The 21,157-nt window shown below is 33.7% G+C and carries 19 protein-coding genes; 14 read left to right on the top strand and 5 right to left on the bottom strand.

Annotated elements, in window-relative coordinates:
• The 3 genes from P8H68_RS10880 to purB all read right to left on the bottom strand — a co-directional run.
• A partial coding sequence (locus tag P8H68_RS10880; RefSeq protein ID WP_300324835.1) for a TerC family protein occupies positions 1 to 761 on the bottom strand: 761 nt, incomplete at its 3' end.
• A gap of 39 nt (positions 762 to 800) precedes the next feature.
• Positions 801 to 1,175, bottom strand: coding sequence for a hypothetical protein (locus P8H68_RS10885; RefSeq protein ID WP_300324838.1), 375 nt, complete (start codon positions 1,173 to 1,175; stop codon positions 801 to 803).
• A 110-nt stretch (positions 1,176 to 1,285) separates the two neighbouring features.
• The gene (purB, locus tag P8H68_RS10890; protein ID WP_300324841.1) at positions 1,286 to 2,629 is read right to left on the bottom strand and encodes an adenylosuccinate lyase; all 1,344 of its coding nucleotides are present in this window, start codon (positions 2,627 to 2,629) and stop codon (positions 1,286 to 1,288) included.
• 337 nt (positions 2,630 to 2,966) lie between these two features.
• On the opposite strand from purB, the gene P8H68_RS10895 reads away from it, so the two are divergent.
• The 13 genes from P8H68_RS10895 to P8H68_RS10955 all read left to right on the top strand — a co-directional run bounded on the left by P8H68_RS10895 (position 2,967) and on the right by P8H68_RS10955 (position 17,447).
• Positions 2,967 to 3,743, top strand: coding sequence for a DUF1080 domain-containing protein (locus P8H68_RS10895; protein ID WP_300324844.1), 777 nt, complete (start codon positions 2,967 to 2,969; stop codon positions 3,741 to 3,743).
• Positions 3,744 to 3,971: 228 nt separating this feature from the next.
• Complete coding sequence (locus P8H68_RS10900; protein WP_300324847.1) at positions 3,972 to 5,822, top strand: DNA topoisomerase IV subunit B; 1,851 nt, start codon at positions 3,972 to 3,974, stop codon at positions 5,820 to 5,822.
• Between the two features lie 87 nt (positions 5,823 to 5,909).
• Positions 5,910 to 8,483: a DNA gyrase/topoisomerase IV subunit A gene (locus P8H68_RS10905; protein ID WP_300324850.1), complete on the top strand. Its 2,574-nt coding sequence runs from the start codon at positions 5,910 to 5,912 to the stop codon at positions 8,481 to 8,483.
• Between the two features lie 197 nt (positions 8,484 to 8,680).
• The gene (locus P8H68_RS10910; RefSeq protein ID WP_300324853.1) at positions 8,681 to 9,577 is read left to right on the top strand and encodes a MerR family transcriptional regulator; all 897 of its coding nucleotides are present in this window, start codon (positions 8,681 to 8,683) and stop codon (positions 9,575 to 9,577) included.
• 40 nt (positions 9,578 to 9,617) lie between these two features.
• The gene (gene crtI, locus P8H68_RS10915; RefSeq protein ID WP_300324857.1) at positions 9,618 to 11,087 is read left to right on the top strand and encodes a phytoene desaturase family protein; all 1,470 of its coding nucleotides are present in this window, start codon (positions 9,618 to 9,620) and stop codon (positions 11,085 to 11,087) included.
• Positions 11,084 to 11,923, top strand: coding sequence for a phytoene/squalene synthase family protein (locus tag P8H68_RS10920; RefSeq protein WP_300324860.1), 840 nt, complete (start codon positions 11,084 to 11,086; stop codon positions 11,921 to 11,923). Before crtI ends, P8H68_RS10920 begins: the two co-directional genes overlap by 4 nt.
• Positions 11,924 to 11,985: 62 nt before the next feature.
• Positions 11,986 to 12,360 carry a hypothetical protein gene (locus P8H68_RS10925; RefSeq protein ID WP_300324863.1) on the top strand — a complete coding sequence of 125 codons (375 nt, stop codon included), beginning with the start codon at positions 11,986 to 11,988 and terminating at the stop codon, positions 12,358 to 12,360.
• Entirely contained in the window at positions 12,357 to 12,806 is a 450-nt protein-coding gene (locus tag P8H68_RS10930; protein ID WP_300324866.1) for a sterol desaturase family protein, read from the top strand. Before P8H68_RS10925 ends, P8H68_RS10930 begins: the two co-directional genes overlap by 4 nt.
• Positions 12,807 to 12,812: 6 nt before the next feature.
• Positions 12,813 to 13,496: a lycopene cyclase domain-containing protein gene (locus tag P8H68_RS10935; protein WP_300324869.1), complete on the top strand. Its 684-nt coding sequence runs from the start codon at positions 12,813 to 12,815 to the stop codon at positions 13,494 to 13,496.
• Positions 13,493 to 13,975 carry an SRPBCC family protein gene (locus tag P8H68_RS10940; protein WP_300324872.1) on the top strand — a complete coding sequence of 161 codons (483 nt, stop codon included), beginning with the start codon at positions 13,493 to 13,495 and terminating at the stop codon, positions 13,973 to 13,975. Before P8H68_RS10935 ends, P8H68_RS10940 begins: the two co-directional genes overlap by 4 nt.
• Positions 13,976 to 14,091: 116 nt before the next feature.
• A complete protein-coding gene (locus P8H68_RS10945; protein WP_300324875.1) occupies positions 14,092 to 15,456 on the top strand; it encodes a GH1 family beta-glucosidase in 1,365 nt (454 codons plus the stop codon).
• 85 nt (positions 15,457 to 15,541) lie between these two features.
• The gene (locus P8H68_RS10950) at positions 15,542 to 16,510 is read left to right on the top strand and encodes a DUF4421 family protein (RefSeq protein ID WP_300324878.1); all 969 of its coding nucleotides are present in this window, start codon (positions 15,542 to 15,544) and stop codon (positions 16,508 to 16,510) included.
• A 46-nt stretch (positions 16,511 to 16,556) separates the two neighbouring features.
• Complete coding sequence (locus P8H68_RS10955) at positions 16,557 to 17,447, top strand: alpha/beta hydrolase (protein ID WP_300324881.1); 891 nt, start codon at positions 16,557 to 16,559, stop codon at positions 17,445 to 17,447.
• On the opposite strand, the gene nth is transcribed toward P8H68_RS10955, so the two are convergent.
• On the bottom strand, positions 17,444 to 18,103 hold the full coding sequence (gene nth, locus P8H68_RS10960) for an endonuclease III (RefSeq protein WP_300324884.1): 660 nt from the start codon (positions 18,101 to 18,103) through the stop codon (positions 17,444 to 17,446). The two genes, P8H68_RS10955 and nth, sit on opposite strands and share 4 nt — an antisense overlap.
• 151 nt (positions 18,104 to 18,254) lie before the next feature.
• Here nth and bcp point away from each other — a divergent pair, with 151 nt between their 5' ends.
• Complete coding sequence (gene bcp, locus P8H68_RS10965; RefSeq protein ID WP_300324887.1) at positions 18,255 to 18,710, top strand: thioredoxin-dependent thiol peroxidase; 456 nt, start codon at positions 18,255 to 18,257, stop codon at positions 18,708 to 18,710.
• Between the two features lie 2 nt (positions 18,711 to 18,712).
• Here the strand turns inward: bcp and P8H68_RS10970 are convergent, their stop codons facing one another.
• Positions 18,713 to 21,130 carry a carboxypeptidase-like regulatory domain-containing protein gene (locus P8H68_RS10970; protein WP_300324890.1) on the bottom strand — a complete coding sequence of 806 codons (2,418 nt, stop codon included), beginning with the start codon at positions 21,128 to 21,130 and terminating at the stop codon, positions 18,713 to 18,715.
• Between the last annotated feature and the right edge of the window lie 27 nt (positions 21,131 to 21,157).

The raw sequence follows: 21,157 nt of genomic DNA on the forward strand, positions 1-21,157 counted from the left end.
TTCTTTCTTATCTTCATATTCAATGCCTCTACACCTAAAGAGAAAGCAATTGCAAAATATAAATATCCTTTAGGGATGGCTCCGATTTCTTGGTCGAAGACGGTAGTATGAGCAAGATGGGCACCTTCTGTGATTAACATAAAACCGATCAAAATTAAAAATGACAAAGCCAGCATTTGAATTGTGGGATGTGCGTTTACAAATTTACCAACTGGGTTTGCAAAAAGCATCATGATGGCCATAGATACTAATACCGCGGTAATCATAATATACAAAGCACCATTAGTTCCGTTAGTCATTCCTACGGCTGTTAAAACAGAATCGAAAGAAAATACGATGTCAATCAAAACAATTTGAAGTATGGTTTTGGACATGGTAGAGGTTGGTTTGTGTTCTTTGTCATGAGTCTCTTCGGCACCTTCAACCTTATTTCTAATTTCGCTAGTACTTTTGTATAATAAAAATAGACCTCCTAGAAATAAAATAATACTTTGTCCAGAGACATGAGTATCTAACCATGAAGTTTCAATTGTGAAAATTGGGTCTTTCATTGCAATTAGGTAAGAAACTCCTAATAATAGAATAACTCTAAAAACCATTGCTAGTAGTAACCCTATATTGGTCGCTTTTTTCTGTTGGTGTTTTGGTAATTTTCCTGTGGCAATTGAAATAAAAATAATATTATCAATTCCTAAAACTATTTCTAAAAATGTTAAGGTTAGCAATGCTACCCAGGTATCGACTTGTGTGAAAATTTCCATGCGTTTTTTTAGTTTTTTGAGGTAATATTAGGTTTTTGCTTAGTTGGATGTTTTAATTGTACTTCCTTTCTGTTTAAAGTTGTTGTTCTCATAACCTGCTTCAAAGTCATAAGCATTGTTTTTTATCTTGGTGATTTTAACCACAAAATTAGTGCTGTCCAATTTTGATTTTGGGTTGACCTTTTTCAAATGGAATTCAAACTTGTTTTTCCATGTGATATTGAAAGTGTCAATTTTGTTTTTGTAGGTCTCAATTTGAAGGTTGTTTACTCTGTAAAAGCTAGAGCTGTCTCGCTTATTTTCTAAGTAAGATTTAAAGTGACCCGATTCAAAAGAATAAGAGTTTTTATTTTGTTTGCTGCAGCTGATGATCAAACTGATAATCGCGATACCAATGGCAATTTTTTGTAACATGTGTTAAAATTAAATAAAAAAAGTACCCGTCAGCTAGTTCAGGGTACTTTTTTAAATGATATTATTTTTATTTCTGTATAAATTTCGTGATTCACGAAAAATAATAGGGACTAAATTCCTGTATAGTTACTTGGAGTGATTACTTTTAGTTCATCTTTTATAGCATCAGAAACTTCTAAAGTATCAATAAAGTCAGCGATTGATTTTTGATTGATCACAGAATTTGTTCTAGTCAATCCTTTCAAAGCTTCGTATGGATTTGGATATGCTTCTCTTCTCAAAATAGTTTGGATTGCTTCTGCTACAACGGCCCAATTGTTTTCTAAATCTTGCTCAAAAGCTTCTTTGTTTAGTAATAATTTATTCAAACCTTTTAATGTAGAAGCGAAAGCGATCAAAGTATGTCCAAAAGGAACACCAACGTTTCTTAATACAGTAGAATCTGTTAAGTCACGTTGTAAACGAGAAACAGGAAGTTTTGCTGCTAAATGCTCAAACAATGCATTTGCAATTCCAATATTACCCTCTGAGTTTTCAAAATCAATCGGGTTTACTTTATGTGGCATTGCAGAAGAACCAACTTCTCCTTTTTTAATTTTTTGTTTGAAGTAGTTACTAGAAATGTAAGTCCAGATATCTCTGTCTAAATCCATAATAACATTATTGATGCGTTTCATAGCATCAAAAACTCCAGCCATATGATCGTAATGTTCAATTTGAGTTGTAGGGAAGGAATGGTGCAATCCTAAAATATTTTCAACGAAATGCGTACCAAAAGCTTTCCAATCGATGCTAGGGTAAGCTACTTTGTGTGCGTTATAGTTTCCTGTGGCACCTCCAAATTTAGCGGCATGAGGTGTGTTTTGCAAATGCAATACTTGCTGGTTTACACGCTCAACAAACACAAACAATTCTTTTCCTAATCTTGTAGGAGAAGCAGGTTGTCCATGTGTACGAGCTAACATCGGAATGTCGTCCCATTCTTCTGATAAATCAGCCAACTTAGCTGTCAATTCGTCTAAAGTAGGATAGTAAACCTCTTCCAAAGAATCTTTTATAGATAATGGAATTGCTGTATTGTTTATGTCTTGAGAGGTCAATCCAAAATGGATGAACTCTTTAAAAGCTTGAAGGTTCAAAGCATCGAATTTTTCTTTAATGAAATATTCAACTGCTTTTACATCATGATTGGTAACACTTTCAATTTCTTTAATTTTCAAGGCATCTTCACAGCTAAAAGAAGTATAGATTTCTCTCAAAGCAGGGAAAACAGAAGCATCAAAGTTTTCCAATTGAGGCAAAGGAATTTCGCAAAGAGCAATAAAATATTCAATTTCAACTTTTACTCTGTATTTGATCAAAGCTTCCTCTGAATAATATCCTGCTAATGATTCTACTTTTCCTCTATATCTACCGTCAATTGGTGAAATAGCATTTAAACTTGATAACGACATTTTTGTATATTGAAAATTAAGCGCCAAAAATACACAATTTAAAAGAAATATAAGAAACTATATATGGAAATTTAAAGCGGGTTTGGTGGTAGTTCTTGTGTTTGAATTAAAGTTTGAAAAATAATGAACATTCGCGAGTTTAAAATTCGGTATTTTCGAGAGCTGATTTTAATTGTAAGCTATTTATACCTGAGCTTAAAATAAATTAATTTATAAAAATATCTATATGAAAACCATGCTCTCCAAAACAATATATTTGGTTCTTTTTTTATTTTGTCTACAAACAATAAACTCTCAAAAACAAGGGATTGTTGATAAGCAAGACGGGCCTTCTAAAATGACAAAATCCAAAGATTGGGAATCGTTATTAGACAAGGAATTAAGTCAATGGGAAATCTGGACAGGAGTTCCACATAAATCTGTTAAAAATTTGCCAGCGTCATATGAAATTCCTGAAAATGGCATTCCAGTTAAACCTATTGGGTTGGATAACTCATTGGAGGTATTTAAGGTTGTAGAAAATGAAAATGGAGCATTGGTGTTGCATGTTTCAGGCTTGGTGTATGCTGGACTTACTTCAAAAAAAGAGTATGAAAATTATCATTTGACAATGCTTTTTAAGTGGGGTGAAAAAAAATATGCTCCCCGGTTAGAAAAAAAACGTGATAATGGATTGTTATATCATTGTTATGGCGAACATGGTGCTTTTTGGAATGTTTGGAAGCGCTGTTTAGAGTCTCAGATACAAGAAGGTGATTTTGGAGATTTGTATACTTTGGCAGGAACAAAAGCAAAAGTGCCTGTAAATGAATTCAATCGTTGGGATTCTAGCTCTGAAAATGTGATTAGCGGAGGAAAAAGACTGTATGACACTGAGAGTGTCCATGGAGAATGGACTAGAATTGATTTGTATGTCATAGAAGATAGTGCTATTCATGTAACCAATGGAACAGTAACTTTTGCGCTCACAGATGCAATGACGCATGATAATAAAAAGTTAGATAAGGGACAGCTACAAATACAATCGGAAGGGGCAGAAGCTTTTGTGAAAGATATTCAAATCAGACCGATTAAGAAATTTCCTAAAAAGATTAAAAAAGCTGCTGGGTTTTAAAGTTCTCATTTGCTAATTTCATTAAGGTTGATTTTGTTTTACTAAATATATCTTCGGCAATTTGTGAAATGTTATGTTCCGCCTGAATTCTTTTAAAAAGTTGTTCATAATTATTTTTTTTCTTCTTTTTATTTTTACTCTAAATCCCTATTTTAGCAAGATTCACAGTGTATCAATTGCTTTAAAATAGCGGTCTGGTACAATCAACTTAGTATCACAGAGATAAATATGGCAGAAACTACTTACACCGAAGACAACATACGATCACTAGACTGGAAGGAACATATCAGAATGCGACCAGGGATGTATATCGGGAAATTGGGTGATGGTACTTCTCAAGATGACGGTATTTACATATTAATCAAAGAAGTTTTAGATAACTCCATTGATGAATTTGTAATGAATGCAGGTAAAACAATTGAGATTTCGGTAAGAAATACCAATGTTATTGTGCGTGATTTTGGACGTGGTATTCCGTTAGGGAAAGTAGTTGATGTAGTTTCTAAAATGAATACAGGAGGTAAATATGATTCTAAGGCCTTTAAAAAATCTGTAGGACTGAACGGAGTGGGTACCAAGGCGGTAAATGCTTTGTCGTCAAATTTCAGGGTACAGTCCATTAGAGATGGAAAAACTGTATTTGCTGAGTTTGAAAAAGGTGAATTGATTACAAAAGGAGAACCTGAAAGCTCAAGTCAAAGAAAAGGAACTCGTGTTTCCTTTACACCAGATCCGAGTATTTTTGCCAATTATAAATTCAGGAATGAATATGTGATTAAAATGATCAAAAACTATGTGTATCTAAATACCGGTTTGACGATCATTTTTAATGGGGAGAAATATTTTTCTGAAAATGGATTGAAAGATTTATTGGAAGAAAATATGAACTCAGATGATATGGCGTATCCTGTTATTCATCTAAAAGGAGATGATATTGAGGTGGCGATGACCCATAGTAAAACGCAGTACTCTGAAGAGTATCATTCTTTTGTAAACGGACAACATACCACGCAAGGTGGAACACATCAAGTGGCATTTAGAGAAGCTCTGGTGAAAACAGTTCGTGAATTTTTTGGAAAAAGTTTTGAAGCTTCTGATGTTAGAAAGTCTATCGTGTCAGGAATTAGCATCAAAGTAATGGAGCCTGTTTTTGAGAGTCAGACAAAAACGAAATTAGGATCAACGGAAATGGGAGGCGGCTTGCCAACGGTTAGAACGTTTATCAATGACTTTGTTAAAACACAACTCGATAATTATTTACATAAAAACCCGGAAACTGCTGATCAAATTCAGCGTAAAATTCTTCAAGCGGAAAGAGAACGAAAAGAATTATCAGGGGTTCGAAAATTAGCTCGAGAAAGAGCGAAAAAAGCAAATCTTCACAACAAAAAATTAAGAGACTGTAGAGTTCATTTGGGAGACTTGAAAAAAGACAATAGGTTAGATACTACCTTGTTCATTACTGAGGGAGATTCGGCGAGTGGGTCTATTACGAAGTCGAGAAATGTAAACACTCAGGCAGTATTTAGTTTGAAAGGAAAGCCTTTGAACTCTTATGGAATGAGTAAAAAAGTGGTATATGAGAATGAGGAGTTCAATTTATTGCAAGCCGCTTTGAATATTGAAGAAGGCTTGGATGATTTGAGATATAACAATATTGTAATTGCAACCGATGCCGATGTGGATGGAATGCATATTCGTTTATTGTTGATTACTTTCTTTTTACAGTTTTTTCCAGAGGTGATTAGAGAAGGACATTTGTTTATTTTAGAAACACCATTATTTAGGGTAAGAAATAAAAAAGAAACAATTTATTGTTACTCCGACGAGGAAAGAAGAAATGCTATTGCAAAATTGTCAGGTAAACCAGAGATAACTCGATTTAAAGGTTTGGGTGAGATTTCACCGAATGAATTTGTTCACTTTATCGGAGAAAATATCCGTTTAGATCCGGTAATGTTAGACAAGGAAATGCCAATTGAAAAAATGTTGGAGTTTTACATGGGGAAAAATACTCCGGATAGACAAAAGTTTATCATTGAAAACTTAAAGGTTGAATTGGATGTTGTTGAAGAGTAGCCTTTTTTAATGGGAAAAATAACTCAAAATTTTAAATAGGAAGAAAGACTTAACCGGTTGTTAAATAAGAGAATATAAGTTAAATAGATGCAAGAAGAAAACGAAGAGCAATTAAACGAATCACAAGAAAATCAAAGTCAAGAAACGATTACTAAGGTAACCGGGATGTATAAGGAGTGGTTTTTAGATTATGCTTCTTATGTTATTTTGGAAAGAGCTGTTCCTGCTCTTGATGATGGTTTCAAACCAGTGCAGCGTCGTATCATGCAATCCATGAAAGATTTGGATGACGGGCGTTATAATAAAGTGGCTAATTTAGTTGGGCATACGATGCAGTATCATCCACATGGTGACGCTTCTATAGCAGATGCTATGGTGCAATTGGGGCAAAAAGAATTGTTGATTGATATGCAAGGGAACTGGGGGAATATCCTAACCGGTGATCGTGCTGCGGCCTCTAGGTATATTGAAGCTAGATTGTCAAAGTTTGCATTGGAGGTTCTTTTCAATCCGAAAACTACACATTGGCAAGCTTCCTATGATGGGCGTAGAAAAGAGCCAATTCATCTTCCAGTAAAGTTTCCGCTTTTATTAGCTCAAGGAGCGGAAGGAATTGCTGTAGGTTTGTCTACAAAAGTATTGCCGCATAATTTCTTAGAGTTGATTGATGCCTCAATTAAATATTTAAAAGGAAGAAGTTTTAAAATAGTTCCTGATTTTTTGACAGGAGGTATTGCTGATTTTACAAATTATAATGATGGTAAAAGAGGGGGGAAAGTTAGGGTGAGAGCAAGAATAGCTCAAGTTGACAAAAAAACATTAGCAATTACCGAGATTCCGTTTGCAACAACTACTTCATCATTGATCGATTCTATTTTAAAAGCAAATGACAAGGGGAAAATAAAAATCAAACGTATTGAAGATAATACGGCAGCTGAAGTTGAGATTTTAATCCATTTGCCTCCGAATGTGTCACCTGATAAAACGATTGATGCCTTGTATGCTTTTACAAATTGTGAAAGTTCAATTTCTCCATTGAGTTGTATTATTGAGGATCATAAACCTTTATTCATCGGGGTGTCAGAACAGTTAAAACGTTCGACGGATAGAACGGTGGCATTGTTAAAAAGAGAACTTGAAATTCAATTAGGTGAATTAAATGAACAGTGGCATTTCGCTTCATTGGAAAGAATTTTTATTGAAAACAGAATCTATAGAGATATAGAAGAAGTGGATACTTGGGATGGTGTTATTGAAGCCATCGACTTAGGGTTGAAACCACATACAACTCATTTAAAGAGAGCGGTAACAACGGATGATATTTTGAGGTTGACGGAGATTCGAATCAAAAAAATATCAAAATTTGATATAGATAAAGCAAAGCAGTTTATTGAAGCTTTAGAGGATAAAATTGCTGATATAAAAGATAAGTTGGCGAATTTAGTTGATTTTGCTATTGATTATTTTAAGAGACTTAAAGAGACCTATGGTAAAGGAAAAGAGCGTAAAACAGAGATTAGAATATTCGATGATATTGTAGCCTCAAAAGTTGCGTTGAGCAATACCAAAATTTATGTAAATAAAGAAGAAGGTTTTATAGGAACCTCGTTACGTAAAGATGAGTTTGTAGCGGAGTGTTCTGATATTGACGATATCATTATTTTTAGAAATAATGGAACGATGATGATAACCAAAGTCGCATCGAAAACTTTTGTTGGGAAGGGGATTATCCATTTAGCAGTCTTTAAAAAAGGGGATAAAAGAACCGTATATAACTTGATGTACAGAGATGGTAAGTCGGGACCAAGTTATATGAAACGTTTTAATGTAACGAGTATTACTAGAGATAGGGAATATGACCTAACAAATGGCAATAAAGGTTCTTTACTGCATTATTTTTCCGCCAACCCAAATGGTGAAGCTGAGGTTGTTTCAGTAAATCTAAGAGCGGTAGGAAGTGTGAAGAGATTGAAATGGGATATTGATTTTTCTGATTTGTTGATCAAAGGACGTTCTTCTAAAGGAAACCTGATAACAAAGCTTCCAATCAAAAAAATAGAATTCAAATCGGCAGGTAAATCTACGTTAAAACCAAGAAAAATATGGTTTGATGATACTGTTCAGAGATTGAATGTAGATGATAGAGGAGAGTTGTTAGGGGAGTTTACTGCAGAAGATAAATTACTAATTGTAACACAATCTGGAATTGCTAAAACAATTTCACCTGCATTGAATTATCATTTTGAAGATGATATGATCGTGTTAGAGAAATGGGAGCCTATTAAGCCTATTTCTGCCATTTATTTTGATGGGGAAAAAGAAAAGTACTTTGTGAAAAGGTTTATGATTGATCATCCAGAAAGAGAGGATAGGTTTATTACAGATCATCCAAAATCTCAGTTAGAAATTGTTGCTACAGATCATAGACCGAATGCTGAAGTGGTTTTTTCTAAGCGTAGTTTAGATGCTATTATTGTAGATTTTGAAGAGTTTATTGCTGTAAAGGGAATCAAAGCGATAGGAAATCAATTGTCGACAGATAAGATTAAAACCGTGAATTTGCTAGATCCAAAGCCTTATACACCTCCTGTTTTAGATGATATTGAGGTGAAAGAAGATGAGGTTACAGAAGATGGAGATGCGCAGCCAACTTTGTTTTAAATCAAGATACCTGGCTTTCTTTTTTTGATTAATTTTTTTGTATTTAGAGTAGAAAGAAAGAAGTAATAAACCGCATTTTTTCAGATTTTAAAAAGAATTTGAAACTCTATTTTGAAATAGAATTTTGGTTGTTTGTTAGGTGAAATTAAAATATTGGTAAATTTTGTTTACTTTTGTTTACATAAAACTAACTTTTGATGAACAAAATTAAAGATTCTTTTTTGATCCAAGATTTGGAGACCCTAAGTGGTATCAAGGCACACACAATTCGTATTTGGGAAAAAAGGTATAATTTATTGAATCCCGAGAGACTCAACAGAAACATAAGAAAATACAGTTTAACCGATCTACAAAAGCTTTTAAACGTAAGTATACTTTATAGTAATGGCTATAAGATTTCTAAACTTTCATTGCTGTCTGATGAAGAATTGCATGAGACTGCTAGAAAAATTAGTCTTGAGTCTGTAGCAAGTAACTATAACGTAAATACACTTATTCTTGCCATGTATGCCTTTGATGGAGATCAATTTGATAAGGTTTACAATGAGCTATCTGAATCCATGGGCTTTGAAGAATTGTTTGTCAAAGTCTATATACCTTTATTAGATCATATAGGAGTGTTGTGGCAAACCGATGCTATCAAGCCTGCTCATGAGCATTTTATTTCAAATTTAATTATTGGAAAAATAGTTTTAAATACTGCTGAAATTTCTTCCGTGACTTCTGAAGATACTACTACATATGTTTTGTATCTTCCTGTAGGAGAGTTGCATAGTTTGGGATTGTTGTTTTTAAATTATTGTTTAAAAAAGCGAGGTAAAAAAACAGTATATTTAGGAGGAGGAATTCCTTTTTCTAATCTGCAGACCTTGAACACAAAATTTCCATCCATAAAATGGATTTGTTCCTTTGTTGTAGAAAGAACAAGGGAAGAGAAAGAAGCTTTTTTGTTTGAATATGTTGATTTTTTAAAAAAATCTGATAGTTCAAGTTTGATTGTGGGCAGAGTTATGGAGGAAGTTTCTGGAAAAGAGGAGTTTAAAGAAAGAATTACATTTTTTAATAGTTTTAAAGAATTGCCATTTTTTGAATAAATATTTTTATTTGTTTAATTAATTTATATATTTGTTAAACATGAGAAAAAAAGTAAAAGTATTAGGTTCTGGGTTTTCATCATTATCGGCAGCATGCTATTTAGCAAAAGAAGGCTGTGATGTTGTTGTTTATGAAAAAAACAGTCAAATAGGAGGAAGAGCTAGACAGTTTAAAAAAGAGGGTTTCTTGTTTGATATGGGACCTACTTGGTATTGGATGCCAGATGTGTTTGAACGTTTTTTTAAAGATTTCAATCGTACTCCTGATGCATACTATAAACTGGAGAAATTAAACCCTGCTTATGAGGTCTATTTTGGTTTAGGTGACAGCGTAAAGATTGGAGATGATTTAGATAAAATTTATACTCTTTTCGAAAAAGAGGAAAAAGGGAGTTCTAAATATCTTAAAGATTTTTTGAAACTAGCAGAAAACAATTATAATGTTGCTGTGAAAGATTTAGTATATCGACCTGGGGTTTCACCTCTAGAATTGATTAGCCCAAAAACAGTGACCAAATTAAATCAGTTGTTTTTTGATATCAGAAAGTTAATCCAAAAAAGATTTAACAATCCAAGATTGATAAAAATCTTAGAATTTCCTGTATTATTTTTAGGTGCAAAACCTGGTAATACACCAGCGATGTATAACTTCATGAATTGGGCAGATTTCGGTTTAGGAACTTGGCATCCAAAAGGAGGGATGTTTGAAGTGGCAGATGGAATGGCCTCTTTAGCAAAAGAACTTGGAGTTACGTTTGTTCTTGATGCAGCTGTGGACAAGATTGCTGTAAATGCAAATGGAGTTGCGGAAGGAATTGTTGTGAACGATGAATTTGTGGAAGCTGATATAGTATTAAGTGGTGCTGATTATCATCATACAGAAAAGTTATTGGCAGAAGAGTACAGACAATATTCTGAGAAATATTGGGATAAAAAAACGTTCGCACCTTCGTCGCTACTGTTTTATGTTGGGTTTGATAAGAAAATTGAAAATGTTTCTCATCACACGTTGTTTTTTGATGAGGAATTTGATTCTCATGCCGAATATATATATGACACACCGGCATGGCCAAAAGATCCATTGTTTTACGCTAGTTTTCCAAGTATTAGTGATGATGCCTTTGCCCCAAAAGGGAAAGAAGCAGCAACTTTTTTAATTCCTATCGCAGCTGGGTTAGAGGATACCGAAGCCTACAGAGAGCAATATTTTGATATTATCATTGATAGATTAGAGAAATTGACTGGGCAAAAAGTAAAAAATTCTGTATTGTTCAAAGAGTCTTATTGTGTCAAGGATTTTATAAAAGATTACAATTCGTATAAAGGAAACGCTTATGGATTAGCGAACACTTTAACACAAACAGCATTTCTTAGACCAAAAATTAAGAGTAGTAAAGTAAATAATTTGTATTTTACTGGTCAGTTAACGGTGCCAGGACCAGGAGTACCACCAGCGTTGATCTCAGGTAAAATTGCAGCAGAACTAATTTTAAAAAAGGAAGGGAAATGAAAGAATTATTCGACAAAGTATCCGATTCTACAGCAGTAATGATTACAAAAATTTACAGTACTTCTTTTTCAATCGCTGTTAGGTTATTGGCCCCAAGTATCCGACAGGCAGTATATAATGTCTATGGGTTTGTTAGAGTGGCCGATGAAATTGTAGATAGTTTTGACGGTTTTGAACAAAAACAATTGTTGGATAGGTTTGAGGATGAATACAATTATGCTCGAGTTTATGGTATAAGTTCTAATCCTGTTATCAATGCATTCCAAAGAACTGTAGAAGAGTATGATATTGACCGTGAATTAGTGGATGCCTTTTTAAGAAGTATGCGTGCCGATTTAACGAAACAGGTGTATGCTACGGAAAAAGAGATAAAGGATTACATTTATGGATCTGCCGATGTGGTAGGTTTGATGTGTTTGAAAATATTTGTTCAAGGGGATCAAGAAAAATATTTACAATTAGTAGAACCTGCAATGAAATTAGGCTCTGCTTTTCAAAAAGTCAATTTTTTAAGAGATTTTAAAGCAGATTATGACGGTTTGAGTAGAACCTACTTTCCTAACGTAGATCCGAACAAACTTACGAAGGAAGACAAAGAAAATATTATTAGAGATATTCAAATTGAGTTCGACGAGGCCTTAGGTGGTATTAAAAAATTACCGAAAGAAGCTAGATTAGGAGTCTATGTTGCTTATAGATATTACCTAAGACTTTTGAAAAAAATAGACAATACTCCGGCTCCAGCTTTGTTGGAAAGTAGAATAAGAGTTTCTAATGGGTTGAAAACTTATTTATTGTTTAAATCTTATGTAAGGTATCAGTTTAATATAGTTTAAGAATGAAAGGATTTCTTATGTGTTTTTTATTGACAGTATTTTTTTCTGAAAGTCAGACGATAATGAATAATTTTCATGAACTGCAATCGAAGCAAGATGAAGAAAATTTTTTAAAAGAATTCTCAGCTAATTCTGATGTTGCAGTACAAGCTTATGTTTGTGCAGTGGAAATGAAACAAGCGGAATATGCAATCAATCCAATTTCAAAGCTGAAAATTTTTAACAAAACCAAAAAGAAATTAGCTTTGCTGATAAAGGATCATCCAAATAATATTCATCTCCGGTATGTGCGTTTGTTGTTGCAAGAAAAAACACCTGCAATTCTTGGATACAAAGATAATATCGACGAGGATACCCGTTTCCTTAGAAATGAAATTAAAAATAACAATATCTCTAAAGAGTTTCAGACTTTTATAGAGAGCAATACATCTATATGACTTACTTAATTTATTTTGCAATTACTGTTTTTACATATTTAGCCATGGAGGTAGCAACTTGGTTGACTCATAAATATGTGATGCATGGTTTTTTGTGGGTATTGCATGAAGACCATCATCAGCCAAAATACCAGCATGCATTTGAAAAAAATGATGCTTTTTTTGTAATAGGAGCCATTCCGAGTATTACATTGTTTTATTTTGGAGTTCACCCCGAGTTGAATTATAAATTTTTTATTGGATTAGGTGTTTTGTTTTATGGAATTACTTATTTCCTAGTACATGATGTTTTGATTCATCAAAGATTTAAATGGTTCAAAAAAACAAAAAACAAATACCTTATAGGTTTGAGAAAGGCACATAAAGTGCATCATAAGCATTTAGGAAAAGAGGACGGAGAGTGTTTTGGAATGCTAAATGTTCCTAATAAATATTTTAAAATATAAAATTTGATGACTCCGTTATATTTTTATTTGTTAGTGGGGTCCTTAAGCGTTCCTCTTTTGTTTTCTGTTTTTGTAATTGACTTTGTGAAAAAATTGAAAAATTTTCTCATTTCAACTTCCATAGTTGCTTTGGTGTTTTTAGTATGGGATGTCATATTTACGGAAAATGGGGTTTGGGGCTTTGAAGAAAAATATTGTTTAGGCATTCATATTCTAAAAATGCCGATTGAAGAATGGCTCTTCTTTTTTATTATTCCTTTTTGTAGTTTATTTACGCATTTTGCTTTTTTTTATAAGTTCCCAAAAGTGAAATTGCCAAGAAACTTTACAAGACTTTTCACAGTGGGATTAAAACTTTTGTGTTTGTATTTAGTGTTTTCCAACGCTCATAAAGCATATACCTCTGTTAACTATTCTTTTTTATTCGTTGTCTTAGCTATAGGCTTGTTTTTTAATATTGAATTGTTGCAAAAATTTTATATTTCTTTTCTTATCATTCTTGTGCCTTTTTTTCTTGTGAATGGAGCGCTTACCGGTATGTTTACAAACATTCCTGTTGTGTGGTATGACAATACAGAGAACTTGGGAATTCGATTGATTAGTATTCCTATAGAGGATATTGGCTATGCCTTTTCCATGTTGTTTGGAAATTTATTTTTATTTGAAAAATTAAACGCTTTTAATAAATGAGTATTACCTTCAAAAAACACTCTGGTATTTTTACATTGGAGTCAAAACAAAAGGCTCCTATTTCAGTGGAGCAAGCATGGGAGTTTTTTAGCTCGCCAGACAATCTTGAAAAGTTGACACCGAAAGAAATGAATTTTCAAGTAACCTCGGGCAAACCCCAAAAGGCGTATCCGGGTCAGATTATTAGTTATAAAGTGAGTGTCATTCCTGGAGTTAGGTTGAATTGGGTAACAGAAATCACACAAGTAAAAGAAAACCACTTTTTTATTGATGAACAGCGATTTGGTCCATACAAGATGTGGCACCATGAACATTTTTTTGAAAAAATAGATGATAATTCTTGTTGGTTAGGGGATAAGGTGTCTTACAAATTACCTTTCGGAGTCCTAGGAAGTATCGCGCAGGTTTTATTTATTAAAAAACAACTAAGAGGAATTTTTGAATATAGATCAAAACAAATATTAGAGCTTTTCAAATAACCTATTCTTCACCTCGTGCTTACAATTTGTTAACTCTAAAGTAACTGTATTATCGTGCTATTGAAATAGTTTCGCGTTGCGCCTAAAGTAAGATAATTTTATGTGGGTTGTAAAATATGGCGAAGAAAGAAATAGATGTATTAGATTTTCCAGATGATTTTTTATGGGGTGTAGCCACAGCTGCCTATCAAATAGAAGGTGCTTTTGATACAGATGGTAAAGGTGCTTCCATTTGGGATACGTATACAAATGAAAAAAGTTTTAAAAATGGCAATGCTAACGAGGCAATTGATTTTTATAATAACTTTGAAGAGGATATTAAAAGAATTAAAGAATTGAATTTAGATTCTTTTCGTTTCTCTTTATCATGGTCTAGAATATTTCCAAAAGGTACTGGAGAGATAAATATGGCAGGAGTTGCTTTTTATCATAAAGTAATTGATACCTGTCTGGATCAAGGAATAACACCTTGGGTTACTTTGTACCATTGGGATTTGCCTCAGGAATTGGAGGATAAAGGAGGTTGGACCAACCGTTCTATTTTAGATTGGTTTTCTTTTTATGTAGATTTTTGTACCAAAGAATACGGATCCAAAGTGTCCAATTGGATGGTTATGAATGAGCCCATGAGTTTTATTGGATTGGGATATTTTACCGGGCAACATGCGCCTGGAAAAAAGGGATTGAAAAAGTTTTTACCTGCAGCCCATCATGCAACACTTTGTCAAGCCATTGGTGGTCGTATTGTAAGAGAAAATGTAGAAGGAGCTTATATTGGAACAACGTTTTCTTGTTCTCATGTAACTCCTAAAAATTATTTTTGGAGCAACATCAAAGCGGCGAAAAGGGTTGATGCTTTGCTAAATCGATTCTTTATAGAGCCCTTACTCGGAATGGGATATCCTTATAAAGAGTTTTTGGGCTTGAAAAAAATCAAAAAATATTTTAAATCAGGAGATGAAAAATTAATGCAGTTTGATTTTGATTTTATTGGCCTTCAATATTATTTTAGAATTGTAGCAAAGTATAATTTGTTGCCGCCCATTTTATTCGCGAAAGAAGTTTCTGCTTTGGAAAGAAACGTGAAAACGAATTCCATGGGGATGGAAATATATCATAAAGGCTTGTATAAAATGATTAAGAAGTTTAGCAAGTACGAAGGCATCAATGCAATTTATATTACAGAGGCAGGGGTGTGTCTTGACGATGAGTTGATTGATGGAAAAGTAAAAGACCCAAAACGCATCAAATACATGAAAAAAACATTTTCAAAAATACTCAAGGCTATAAGGAAAGGAAAGAATGTCAAAGGTGTGTTTTTATGGACTTTGGTGGATAATTTTGAATGGGCAGAAGGTTACAAGCCTAGGTTTGGATTGATTTATAACGATTTTAAAACGCAAAAAAGAACGCTTAAAAAATCGGCGTTTTGGTTGCAATCTTTTCTGAAAAGAAAGGAAAAGATATACCCAGATTCTTAGCTTATAATCCTTCAAAAGAAACAGGATAAAATAAAAAAAATAACTACTTTCGAGTATGAGAAAAATGATCTTCATATTCGGTCTTATGCTGCATGGGTGCAATACAATTGCAGGTCAAGAGGATTCGAAGTTCATAGATCTTTCTAAAACGACCAAATTTATAGATACTCTATTGATAGATAGGGATTTAAATAATTGGTCGATAAGAGCCTTAAGTAGTTTTAAACAACAACAATTTATTATTCGACCTAAGGATAATAGATATACCTATAGACCGAATAATCCTTATGGTATCGGTTTTGGTGTTGGGACAAAAAAGGTGATTTTAGATATTTCTTTTAATTTAAAAGCTTCTGAAGAGAATCCAACGGAGCGATATGACATTTTATGGTCTTTTTTTAAGAAAAATCATTTGGTTGATTTTTATTTTCAACGTTATAAAGGCTTTGAAGTTACAAATGCTGCAACAGGCGAAACTTTGTTTAGAGAGGATATACGGTCTTTGTCTACAGCCATCAGATATATGTATATGTTTCATGAGGCTGATTATTCCATTGCCTCAATGAAAACAGGTTTGGTTACAGCAGATAAAACTACTTTCTCCTTAGGGTTAGGAGGTTTTATACTGCATAATACTCAAAGTGCTGACGAATCAATTATTCCGATTCCTACCGATGGTTCTATTTTGACGGAGCCCGTTGAGAAATTTCAAGGAACGGGAGTTGGAGTAATGATGGGGTTTTCATCGTTGATTGTATTGCCACATAACTTTTTTTTATCCTTAAATGCAGCACCGGGAATTGGATTGATGAGTAAGTATGTGACAACTGATGAGGCAGGATATCAACCAAAACAACCCGTGATTCATCAATTGGGCTTGTCCATGATTTTAGGTTATAACGCAGAACAATATTATATCAACTTGGCAATTTCAAATGGATATTATACAACGGATTATAATATTGGGGATGATGTTATCTTTGGTTATTTAAATGCTAAGCTAGCATTTGGCTACAAGCTAAAAGGAAAAGTAAAAAGAAATTGGAAAAAATAGTAAAATGATTCAATTGGATAAAAAGTGTTTATTAATTATTGTGTGTATGGTACAATTTGGTTTTTTATCAAGTCAAGAAAATTTAATTTCAATATGGGGAGATATCATTCCTAATTCCCAAAAATCAGATGAAAAAGAGATATACCCAAAGGCAAAATCTGGAATTTTTAAGATTGCCCAAATTCAAGTTCCTACACTTGAGGTTTTTGAACCATCGGAACCCAACAAAAATGGTAAATCGGTTATCATTTGCCCAGGTGGTGGCTATCATAGTGTCGCTTATGATTGGGAAGGCACAGATGTTGCCAAATGGTTTAATTCGATTGGGGTAACAGCTTTTGTTTTGAAATATAGAATGCCAAATTCTGCTTCCGTAAAAATTTCTCATGAGGCTCCCTTGCAAGATGCGCAAAGAGCGTTAAGGTACGTTCGCTCAAATGCTGAGGAGTTTGGAATTGAAAAAAATAAAATAGGAATTATGGGGTTTTCAGCGGGTGGACATTTGGCTTCAACCCTAGGTACTCAATTTGACAAACCAAATAATTTTAAAGAGTCGGATTTGGATTTAGTTTCTGCGAGACCTGATTTTATGATTTTGTTATACCCTGTGGTTACCATGAAAGAGGATTTTACACATAAAGGATCTAAAAATTCTTTGTTGGGTCCAAAACCTAAAAATAAATTAATAAATCAATTTTCTAATGAACTACAGGTAACGGAGAATACACCTCCAACATTTATTGTTCACGCTTCAGATGACAAAGCTGTACTAGTGGAAAATAGTTTGCAGTTATATAAAAGTATGAATGATCATAATATCAAAACTGAAATGCATATTTATCCTTATGGAGGGCACGGTTTTGGAATGGCAATTAATAGAGGAAGATTGCAAACCTGGACCAACCGATTAGAAGATTGGCTAGTGGATTTGGATTAAGATTTTTTATTTTTGTAATATTCGCCTAAAACAGTTTTTCTTCCAATTGTTTTGGTAATAATATCATTCTCTAGGTTCCAACCACGGGCAGGAGAGTAGTCTCTTCCATACCAAATAATTTGTAAATGCAGATCGTTCCAAATTTCTTTAGGAAATAGTCTTTTAGCATCCTTTTCGGTTTGTACCACATTTTTACCATTGCTTAGATTCCATCTAAACATCAAACGATGAATATGCGTGTCTACCGCAAAGGCCGGTATGTTAAAAGCCTGACTTAATACAACGCTTGCCGTTTTATGTCCAACTGCAGGTAATTCTTCTAAATCTTTAAAGTTAGCAGGTACTTCCCCGTTATGTTTCTCTATCAGAATTTTGGACAATCCATAAATTCCTTTTGATTTCATTGGTGATAAGCCACAAGGTCTAATGATTTCCTTTATTTCCTCAACACTCATTTTAACCATATCATACGGGTTGTCGGCTTTCGCAAAAAGGAGTGGTGTGATTTTGTTGACACGAACATCCGTGCATTGTGCAGAAAGTAAAACAGCTACTAACAAAGTATAAGGATCTTTGTGGTCTAAAGGAATTGGGATTTCAGGATATAATTCTTCTAGTTTGTCAATTACAAATTGAACCTTTTCTTGCTTTGTCATGTTGTATTATTTGTGCGATAAAAATACAAAACAAACTAGTATGATGGTTGTTTTGATGCAAGAGAATTTATGGTAAGTTTACTGGTTTTAGTTTTTATTTGTGACGATTACTTTATAACTTCGATACTTGTAAATTTAGAAAAATAAGATTATGACGACATTAAAAATTGGAGATAAAGCTCCTATGTTTGAAGCTTTAGATAATGCGGGAAATACAATAAAATTAACAGATTACGAAGGGAAAAAATTGGTGTTGTTTTTTTATCCAAAAGCAAGTACACCTGGATGTACTGCAGAGGCTTGTGATTTAAGAGATAATTACCAATCGTTTCTAGCAAAAGGGTATGATGTTTTGGGAGTAAGCGCAGATTCTGCTAAAAGACAACAAAATTGGATAAATAAGCATGAGCTACCATTTCCTTTGTTGGCTGATGAGGATAAAAAAGTTATTGAGGCATTTGGAGTTTGGGGACCTAAAAAATTTATGGGTCGTGAATATGATGGGATTCACCGAACAACATTTGTAATTGATGGAAAAGGAGTGATAGAAGATATCATCTTAAAAGTGAAAACAAAAGCTCACGCAGATCAAATCCTTTCAGAATAAATTTAGAATTTCATGGCCAGTCGAGCATTGATAACTCTGCTGGTCATGTAATTTGGAACACCATAGGCTTGCTTCGTATAAGCATCTCTTACCCAGGTATTGGTGTTTGAGTTTTGTATGTCAAAAATATTAAAGATTTCAATTCCAACATTTAGATCTTGAAAACTACTTAAAAACCCTGTTTTATAGGTTTTCTTTTGATCTACAATTATATAAGAAAATCCTACATCCGCTCTTTTATAAGAGGGCAATCTAGATTGGTATTCATATGGATCACTGTAAGAAGGAGATCCGCCCGGAAGCCCAGAATTGTAAACCATATTCAAATACACTTTTAAATCAGGAACACTAGGTACATAATCTTGAAACAATATTCCTAGTTTGAATCTTTGATCCGTAGGTCTTGCGATTTCACCTCTTCCATCAATATTTTCTTTGGTACTTAGCAGCCCCATGCTGATCCAGCTTTCATTTCCAGGAACAAATTCACCATTCAATCTAAAGTCAATTCCAATCGCATTTGCTGTAGTTACGTTGTCTGCTCTATATCTAATTCTAACATTGTCAACAGAATAAGCATTTACATCACTCAGCTTTTTTGAATACGCTTCTGTTGTGAATTTAAAAGGCCGGTTCCACATTAGGAAACTATATTCGTTCCCGATTACAAAATGGATAGATTCTTGTGCTTTTACGTTCTTTACAATTTGACCTTCGTAATTCTTTAGCTCTTTGTACATAGGAGGTTGGTGATACCATCCGCCGGAAATCCTAAACAACATATCCTTCTCCCAGTTAGGTTTGATAGAAAATTGACCTCTAGGACTTATGGTGTATTGTGTTTCTGAAGTAAAATTGTCCGAAGTCACATTCCAGAATTGGGAACGAACTCCGAAATTATACCATACTTGATGGTCTTTCCATTCCGATTGTTTACTCCATTGTGCATAGGCAAATAGTCTATTGATGGTAACATCATTTAATGCTCTAATAGATCTGTAAGGTTCTATAGGACCCGTGTAAGGTTCAGCGGGTTGATTGTTGGGGACTTGATTTTCTAGAGGTCTTATTGAAAAACCTGTAGAGTCAATAATCTCCCATTCATTGATACTTTCTCGAATATTTTCTTTTTGCAGTTTCATTCCCAATTCATAATAGTTTTCGTCTTCACGAGTGGAAAGTTTCAACTGTATGTTTTGAATTAAGGCGTCTAGTTCATTTCTAGAGTGGTTAATTTGACCACCTATTCCTTCACTGTATTCGGTATCTCCAAAATTTGGGGAGTCAATATCTCCATTCGTTTGATTTAGAGAATAGGCTCCTATGATATCAAAATACTCTTCCTCTTGTGTATTATAGATAGAAGAAGTAATGGTTAATTTAAGATCATCGGCATGTCGATATGTTGCATTTAAAGCACCGAAATAAGTTCGAAAGGTGTCGTTTTCATTTCCTTGATACACAACGACTAATTCTAAAGGATTGGTAATAGTACCAAAAGTTGTTCTTCTTGTAAGCGGTTGGTAGTTGTATTTGTTGACTGAGATGTTTCCTAGAAAATCAACCGTCCATTTTTTTGAAAGTTCATATGAAAGAAAAGTCTGTACATCGGCAAATTGGGGTTTGTAATTCGTCTCAGTGTCCTTCGTATTTACCAACAACGAATTATCTCTATAACGAACACTTGTTATGGTTGATAGTTTGTCCTCTGCAAATCTCCCTTCAAAAGTGGCACTCCCACCCATCATATCTAGTTCAATAGTAGTTGCTGTTTCTGTAGGTTTTCTATAAGTGATATCTAATACAGAAGACAATCGATCTCCGTATTTAGCTTGAAACCCACCTGCGGAGAAATTGATATTTTGGATCATTTCGGTATTTACAAAACTCAAACCTTCTTGTTGGCCAGACCTAACTAAAAAGGGTCTGTAAATTTCAATTCCATTAACATAAACCAAGTTTTCATCAAAGTTTCCTCCTCGAACATTGTACTGTGTACTCAATTCATTATTGTTACTCACTCCTGCAAAAGTCATCAATAGATTTTCAACTCCTGGATTAGCGCCTGGAAGTTTTTTTACTTTTTCCTTTTTAACGGTGGTAAATCCTTGAACGGCTTTTCTTTTATCTTGAATGGTTACTTCGTTTATTTCTTCTGTTTTTAAAGTTAGAAGAGGAGAGAAACGATAGGTTTTGTTTTTGGGGATCTTAACTCTTTTGTAAAAGGTATTGTAACTAACATGACTGAATTCTAATATGATTTCAGTTTTAGCAGGTATTGAGATAAAATACTCTCCTTTACTATTTGAGGTTGCTCCTCCAGCAGAGTTGGCGAAAGTAATATTTACCCCTTCAATCGGATTTCTTTTGGTGTCCCTAATATATCCCTTAACAACAGCCTTTTGGGCAAATATGGACATATTAAATAACAGAAATAAAAGTAAATA

Origin of the sequence: Flavicella sp., from assembly GCF_029238425.1 — a bacterium.
Classification (GTDB): Bacteria; Bacteroidota; Bacteroidia; order Flavobacteriales; family Flavobacteriaceae; genus Flavicella.